The following is a 5,015-nucleotide window of genomic DNA, read 5'->3' on the forward strand; positions in this document are numbered from 1 at the left end:
GAAGACGTTGCCGTGGAGGTCCGTGGTGCCCATGACGGAGAACGAGAGACGCGTGGGGTCCGCGGTCCAGTCACCGGCGGCGGGGGCGGTGCCCGCGGCCGTGCCGAAGCCGACGGCCGCCCCAGCGCCCGCGCCGCGGGACGCCCCGCCGACAGGCGGCGCCACGATGACGCTCGGCACCCCCGTCCGCACGCTGGACGCCCCGCCGCCCGGCGCGACCGTGGCCCTCGGCGTCCCCGCCGTCGCGGCCCCGGCGCCGCCGCCCGCCGGTGACGACGCCGACCCGACCCCGCCGAACACCGAGGATGCCCGATGACCGCCTCGATCCCGCTGCCGCAGCAGGCCTCGCCCCACCTGCCGCCCGTCCAGGCCCCCGCGGGTCCCGCGCCGCTCCCGGCCGCCCGCGCGCACCTCGGGCACGCGATCGCCTCCGAGTGGACGAAGATCCGCACGGTCCGCTCCACGGTGTGGACGCTGGTCATGATGTTCGTCCTCACGGTGGGCATCGGCCTGCTCTTCGCCGTCTCCGTCAGCGGCGACGACTACGTCGGCATGCCCCTGCTGGCCGGCGGCTTCTTCGGCCTGATGCTCGGCCAGATCTGCGTCATCACCCTGGGCGTCCTCGTCATCTCCTCCGAGTACAGCACCGGCATGATGCGCACCACCCTCACCGCGTGCCCCCGGCGCGGGCGCGTGCTGACGGCCAAGGCGATCGTGTTCTTCCTGCTCTCCTTCCTCATGACGTTCGCCGCCTGCGTGCCGACCGCCCTGATCCAGAGCGCCCTGCTGAGCGACCAGTCCGTCCCCGAGTACGCCTGGGACGACGTGGCCATGTCGGAGTCGATCGAGAGGGGCGAACTCGTCGCCACCACCGGCCAGGTGGTGGGCGCGACCGTCGGCGCGGCGCTCTATGTCTCGGTGCTCGGCCTCCTCGCGCTCGCCGTGGGCGCGCTGCTGCGGCACTCGGCGGGCGCCATCACCACCATGCTCGGCATCGTGCTGCTCCCGCTGCTGGCCGGGCTGTTCCTGGTCGGCGAGAGCCTGGAGACCGCCCGGGAGAAGCTGATCGAGTACTCGCCGCTCAACGGCCTGGCCTCGCTCTTCGACATCCCGATCATGGGGGACGAGCCCAACGGCGGCTGGTCGCTTCTCGGCCTGCTCGCCGTGATCACGGTGGCGGTGCTGATCGCCGCCTACGCCAAGCTCAACTCCACGGACGCGTAACGGCGAGACCGCGGCGGATCGCCGCGTGGCCGCACCGCCGGATCAGTAGCGTGGCGCGTTCCGCGACCGCGCGGGCCGGGCTCCCCTGCGGTCGCGCGCGTTCCAGCAGGAGCCGTGCCAGTGGCGGCGGTCGTCGACCGCGCCCGCCTGCGGCCAGGAGACCACGTGCGGCACCCCGGGCGGGATCTCCTGGTCGCAGCCGGGGCACCGGTAGTGCTTCGCCGCGGCGCCGCCCGTGATGCGCCGCACCACCCACTCCTCGCCCCGCCACAGCTCCGTCCGCTCCAGACCGTACTCGCTGCCTCGGCGGTCCTGCGGCCGGTCGGCGGCGCGCGGGCGATTGCGACGGGGGGACACGAGCACACACCTCTGGATCGTGGAACGGCCTGTGCCGTCGAGTGTATCCACCGGCATTTCGGGCGCTTTCGGTGATCATCGGAAAACTTACCGGCGGCCCGTGCCCCCGGCAGGTGTCCCGCGTTATTGCCGACAGGGAGATCGGGGCAGAGGAGTCCGAAGGGACCACGGTGAGAGGGGTAGACAGCGGTGCGACCGATGCGGATGGGAACATTTGTGCTGGCCGGTCAGTATCCGGGTCAGAGCGACGCCGAGGCGCTGCGCAGGGCCGTACGGTCCGCGGAAGTGGCGGACGAGGTGGGGCTCGACGGGGTCTGGGTGGCGGAACACCACTTCGTTCCCTATGGCGTCTGTCCCTCGGCGGTCACCCTGGCCGCCCTCCTGCTCGGCCGGACGCGGCGGATCCGCGTCGGCACCGCCATCAGCATCCTCACCACCGGCCACCCGGTGGCCCTCGGCGAGCAGACCTCGCTGCTGCACCTGGCGAGCGAGGGGCGGTTCACGCTGGGCGTGGGGCGCGGGGGGCCCTGGGTGGACCTGGAGGTGTTCGGCTCCGGGGTCGAGGAGCTGACCCACGGCTTCCCCGAGTCGCTCGACCTGCTGCTGCGCTGGCTGCGCGAGCCGCGCGTGGGCGCGGACGGCGACTGGTACCGGTTCAGGGAGGTGCCGGTCGTGCCGCGCCCCGAGACGCAGCCGCCGATGGTGGTGGCGTGTACGTCGCCGGGCACCGTCAGGCTGGCCGCGGAGCGCGGGCTGCCGATGCTGCTCGGCATGCACATCGGGGACGAGGAGAAGTCCGAGATGGTCGCGCTGTGGCGCAAGGCCGCCGAGGAGGCCGGGCACTGCCCCGACGGCGACCACGTCTCGGCGGGCATCGCGCAGGTCGCCGACAGCCACACCGAGGCGGTCGAGACGCTGCGGCGCTCGCTGCCCGGCTGGCTGCGGCGCGGGCTCGGGGCCCACCAGACGCTCGACGGCGGCCCGCGGAAGATGCGCGACCCGCTCGCCTACACCGAGTTGCTGTGCGAGATCCACCCCGTGGGGAACCCGCAGCTCTGCGCGGACCGGCTGACGGCCACCATGGAACGCACCGGCATCACCCGTTTCGCGCTGCTGGCGGAGGGCTCGGGCGACATGGCGGTGACGGAGACGAACGTGCGGCGTCTCGCGGCGGACGTGCTGCCGCTCCTGGGGAACCTGGCAGGACCGGTGGAAGCGGCAGCACCCGAGACCGCCGTCAGCAGTCCCGCAGCTCCGGCGACTGGTTGAGTATCTGGTTGCGAATCGACGTGAACCGGGTGTGCGTCGCACCCGACTCGGCACCGAGCGGGAAGACCGCCACCCGGTGGCAGTTCTGGAAGGCGAGTTTCACGCCGAAGTGGCGCTCCAGCGCACCCCGGATGGCGTCACTGGCGAGGGCGCGCAGCAGTTGACCGCGCGCCTGTTCGTCCGGGGGTGGCGTGGTGTTGTCGGCGAAGTCGCCACCGTCGACCTGGAGCCGGGCGACCAGATCACTGATCATCTGCCAGGCAAAAGGCAACGATGTTCGAACGCAGTCGACGAACTGCGCCTCGTCGACCTCGCCTCGCTCGGCCTGCTCCAACAGCGCCGGTGAGACGTCGAGCGACATGGAATTCTCCTCTCGCGACCCCTGGCAAGGAGGTCTGGCGGACGGGCCGGGAGCATCTCCGCCGCCCCGTCACCGCGCACTCCGCTGGTTCCGAACGCCGGCGACGCCCCCTGCCCCACCGTAGGCTGATGGACCCGTACATGTCAGTGGAACGGGCACATATCTGGCCACGGGCGGATCCCTCCCCTCACGCACGTTTCACCCGTGTCGGAACGCGCCGCCCGTTACGCCGTCCCGGGGCGGGCGGACGCGGTCGGGGTCCGCGGCGGCAGCCTCTAGGCTGAGTCCATGCGTCTCGTCATCGCCCGCTGCTCGGTCGACTACGCCGGACGGCTCACCGCCCATCTGCCCCTGGCACCGCGGCTGATCCTCGTCAAGGCCGACCAGTCCGTCTCGATCCACGCCGACGACCGGGCCTACAAGCCCCTCAACTGGATGTCGCCGCCGTGCACGCTGAAGGAGAGCACGGAGGAGGAGGGCGGCGGCGCCGTCTGGACCGTGCAGAACAAGGCGGGCGAGAAGCTGATCATCACGATGGCGGAGATCCTGCACGACTCCTCGCACGAGCTGGGCGTCGACCCCGGCCTGATCAAGGACGGTGTGGAGGCGCACCTCCAGGAGCTTCTGGCGGACCGGATGGAGACGCTGGGCGAGGGCTTCAGCCTCGTCAGGCGCGAGTACCCGACGGCGATCGGGCCGGTGGACATCCTGGGCCGCGACGCCGGGGGCGCGACGGTCGCCGTGGAGATCAAACGGCGCGGGGAGATCGACGGCGTCGAGCAGTTGACGCGCTATCTGGAGCTGCTCAACCGCGACCCGCTGCTGTCCCCGGTCTCGGGCGTGTTCGCCGCACAGGAGATCAAGCCGCAGGCCAGGACGCTGGCCACGGACCGGGGCATCCGCTGCGTCGTCCTCGACTACGACGCGCTGCGCGGGGTCGAGGACGACAAGCTGCGGCTGTTCTAGGGCTGTTCGCGGGCGCTAGGCGGTGGAGCCCCACCGGAACCACGTGGGTGAGGGCTCGGCCGTCGTGGCGCCGCCCGCGGCGGCGTCCTGGCCGCCGTCGGCGCCCTCGGCGGCCCCGGCCTCCGTTCCCTCGTCGGCGCCACCTTCGTCCGTTCCGCCTTCGTCCGTCCCACCCTCGTCGGTGCCACCTTCGTCCGTGCCACCCTGGTCCGTTCCGCCCTGGTCGGCGCCACCTTCGTCCGTGCCACCCTGGTCCGTCCCGCCCTGGTCGGCGCCACCTTCGTCCGTGCCACCCTGGTCCGTCCCGCCCTGGTCGGCGCCACCCTGGTCCGTTCCGCCTTCGTCCGTTCCGCCCTGGTCGGCGCCACCCTGGTCGGTGCCCCCCGGATCTCCTCCGCCGGGGCCGCCGTCGGAGGCGCCGGCCCCGCCGGAGCCGGGCTCCGAGGGCGTTCCCGGATCGGTGGTCCCGGGGCTCTCCGGTGTCTCGGACTCGGAGGGCGGGTCGGAAGGGCTCGGGCTCTCTTCGGCCTCGGGCGAGTCGCTGGGCGAGCCCGAGGGCTCGGGCTCCTCCTCGGACGGGCTCTCGTCGAGCCGGGAGGGGCTGGTCCTGTCGCCGTCCTCCGGGGCGCTCTCCTCGGACTCGCCGCCCATGCCGAGCGCAACCACCGTGCCGAGCACGGCGAGCACGACGGCGCCCGCGGCGGCGGCGACCGCGTTCCTCCGGTGCCCGCTCGGCACGTCGGGGACGGGCGGCGGCGGGCGGCGCAGCACCCGGGTGAGGTCGTCGGCGCCCGCGGGCGGCAGCGCGGGCGCCGACGACCTCACCCGGGTGATCGAG

The 5,015-nt window shown here is 73.0% G+C and carries 6 protein-coding genes and 1 pseudogene; 4 read left to right on the forward strand and 3 right to left on the reverse strand.

From position 1 onward, the window contains the following. Positions 1 to 166 precede the first annotated feature (166 nt). Together ADY01_RS41110 and ADY01_RS32635 are read left to right on the forward strand one after the other, a co-directional pair. Positions 167 to 316 carry a hypothetical protein gene (locus tag ADY01_RS41110; RefSeq protein WP_234320505.1) on the forward strand — a complete coding sequence of 50 codons (150 nt, stop codon included), beginning with the start codon at positions 167 to 169 and terminating at the stop codon, positions 314 to 316. After that, positions 313 to 1,224 carry an ABC transporter permease gene (locus ADY01_RS32635; protein WP_053171457.1) on the forward strand — a complete coding sequence of 304 codons (912 nt, stop codon included), beginning with the start codon at positions 313 to 315 and terminating at the stop codon, positions 1,222 to 1,224. The genes ADY01_RS41110 and ADY01_RS32635 overlap by 4 nt, the downstream gene beginning before the upstream one ends. Positions 1,225 to 1,266: 42 nt before the next feature. Here ADY01_RS32635 and ADY01_RS32640 read toward each other — a convergent pair whose 3' ends face one another. Next, positions 1,267 to 1,581: a hypothetical protein gene (locus tag ADY01_RS32640; RefSeq protein ID WP_049580365.1), complete on the reverse strand. Its 315-nt coding sequence runs from the start codon at positions 1,579 to 1,581 to the stop codon at positions 1,267 to 1,269. Positions 1,582 to 1,779: 198 nt separating this feature from the next. On the opposite strand from ADY01_RS32640, the gene ADY01_RS32645 reads away from it, so the two are divergent. Next, positions 1,780 to 2,850, forward strand: coding sequence for an LLM class flavin-dependent oxidoreductase (locus ADY01_RS32645; protein ID WP_049580362.1), 1,071 nt, complete (start codon positions 1,780 to 1,782; stop codon positions 2,848 to 2,850). Here the strand turns inward: ADY01_RS32645 and ADY01_RS32650 are convergent. Next, positions 2,819 to 3,211 carry an SCO5389 family protein gene (locus tag ADY01_RS32650; RefSeq protein ID WP_049580363.1) on the reverse strand — a complete coding sequence of 131 codons (393 nt, stop codon included), beginning with the start codon at positions 3,209 to 3,211 and terminating at the stop codon, positions 2,819 to 2,821. The two genes, ADY01_RS32645 and ADY01_RS32650, sit on opposite strands and share 32 nt — an antisense overlap. A gap of 288 nt (positions 3,212 to 3,499) precedes the next feature. Between ADY01_RS32650 and nucS the strand changes: the two genes are divergently transcribed. Continuing rightward, a complete protein-coding gene (gene nucS, locus ADY01_RS32655; RefSeq protein ID WP_049580364.1) occupies positions 3,500 to 4,177 on the forward strand; it encodes an endonuclease NucS in 678 nt (225 codons plus the stop codon). Positions 4,178 to 4,192: 15 nt separating this feature from the next. Here the strand turns inward: nucS and ADY01_RS40065 are convergent. Then, positions 4,193 to 5,015, reverse strand: a pseudogene (locus tag ADY01_RS40065) (hypothetical protein); the annotation flags it as partial.

The sequence above is a fragment of the Streptomyces sp. SBT349 genome (assembly GCF_001083795.1).
Lineage (GTDB): Bacteria > Actinomycetota > Actinomycetes > Streptomycetales > Streptomycetaceae > Streptomyces.

Excerpts from the sequence above, each read along its gene's own strand:
- ADY01_RS41110 (WP_234320505.1), top strand. The coding sequence starts at position 167 with ATGACGCTCGGCACCCCCGTCCGCACGCTGGACGCCCCGCCGCCCGGC.
- ADY01_RS32635 (WP_053171457.1), top strand. The coding sequence starts at position 313 with ATGACCGCCTCGATCCCGCTGCCGCAGCAGGCCTCGCCCCACCTGCCG.
- ADY01_RS32645 (WP_049580362.1), top strand. The coding sequence starts at position 1,780 with ATGCGGATGGGAACATTTGTGCTGGCCGGTCAGTATCCGGGTCAGAGC.
- ADY01_RS32650 (WP_049580363.1), bottom strand. The coding sequence starts at position 3,211 with ATGTCGCTCGACGTCTCACCGGCGCTGTTGGAGCAGGCCGAGCGAGGC.
- nucS (WP_049580364.1), top strand. The coding sequence starts at position 3,500 with ATGCGTCTCGTCATCGCCCGCTGCTCGGTCGACTACGCCGGACGGCTC.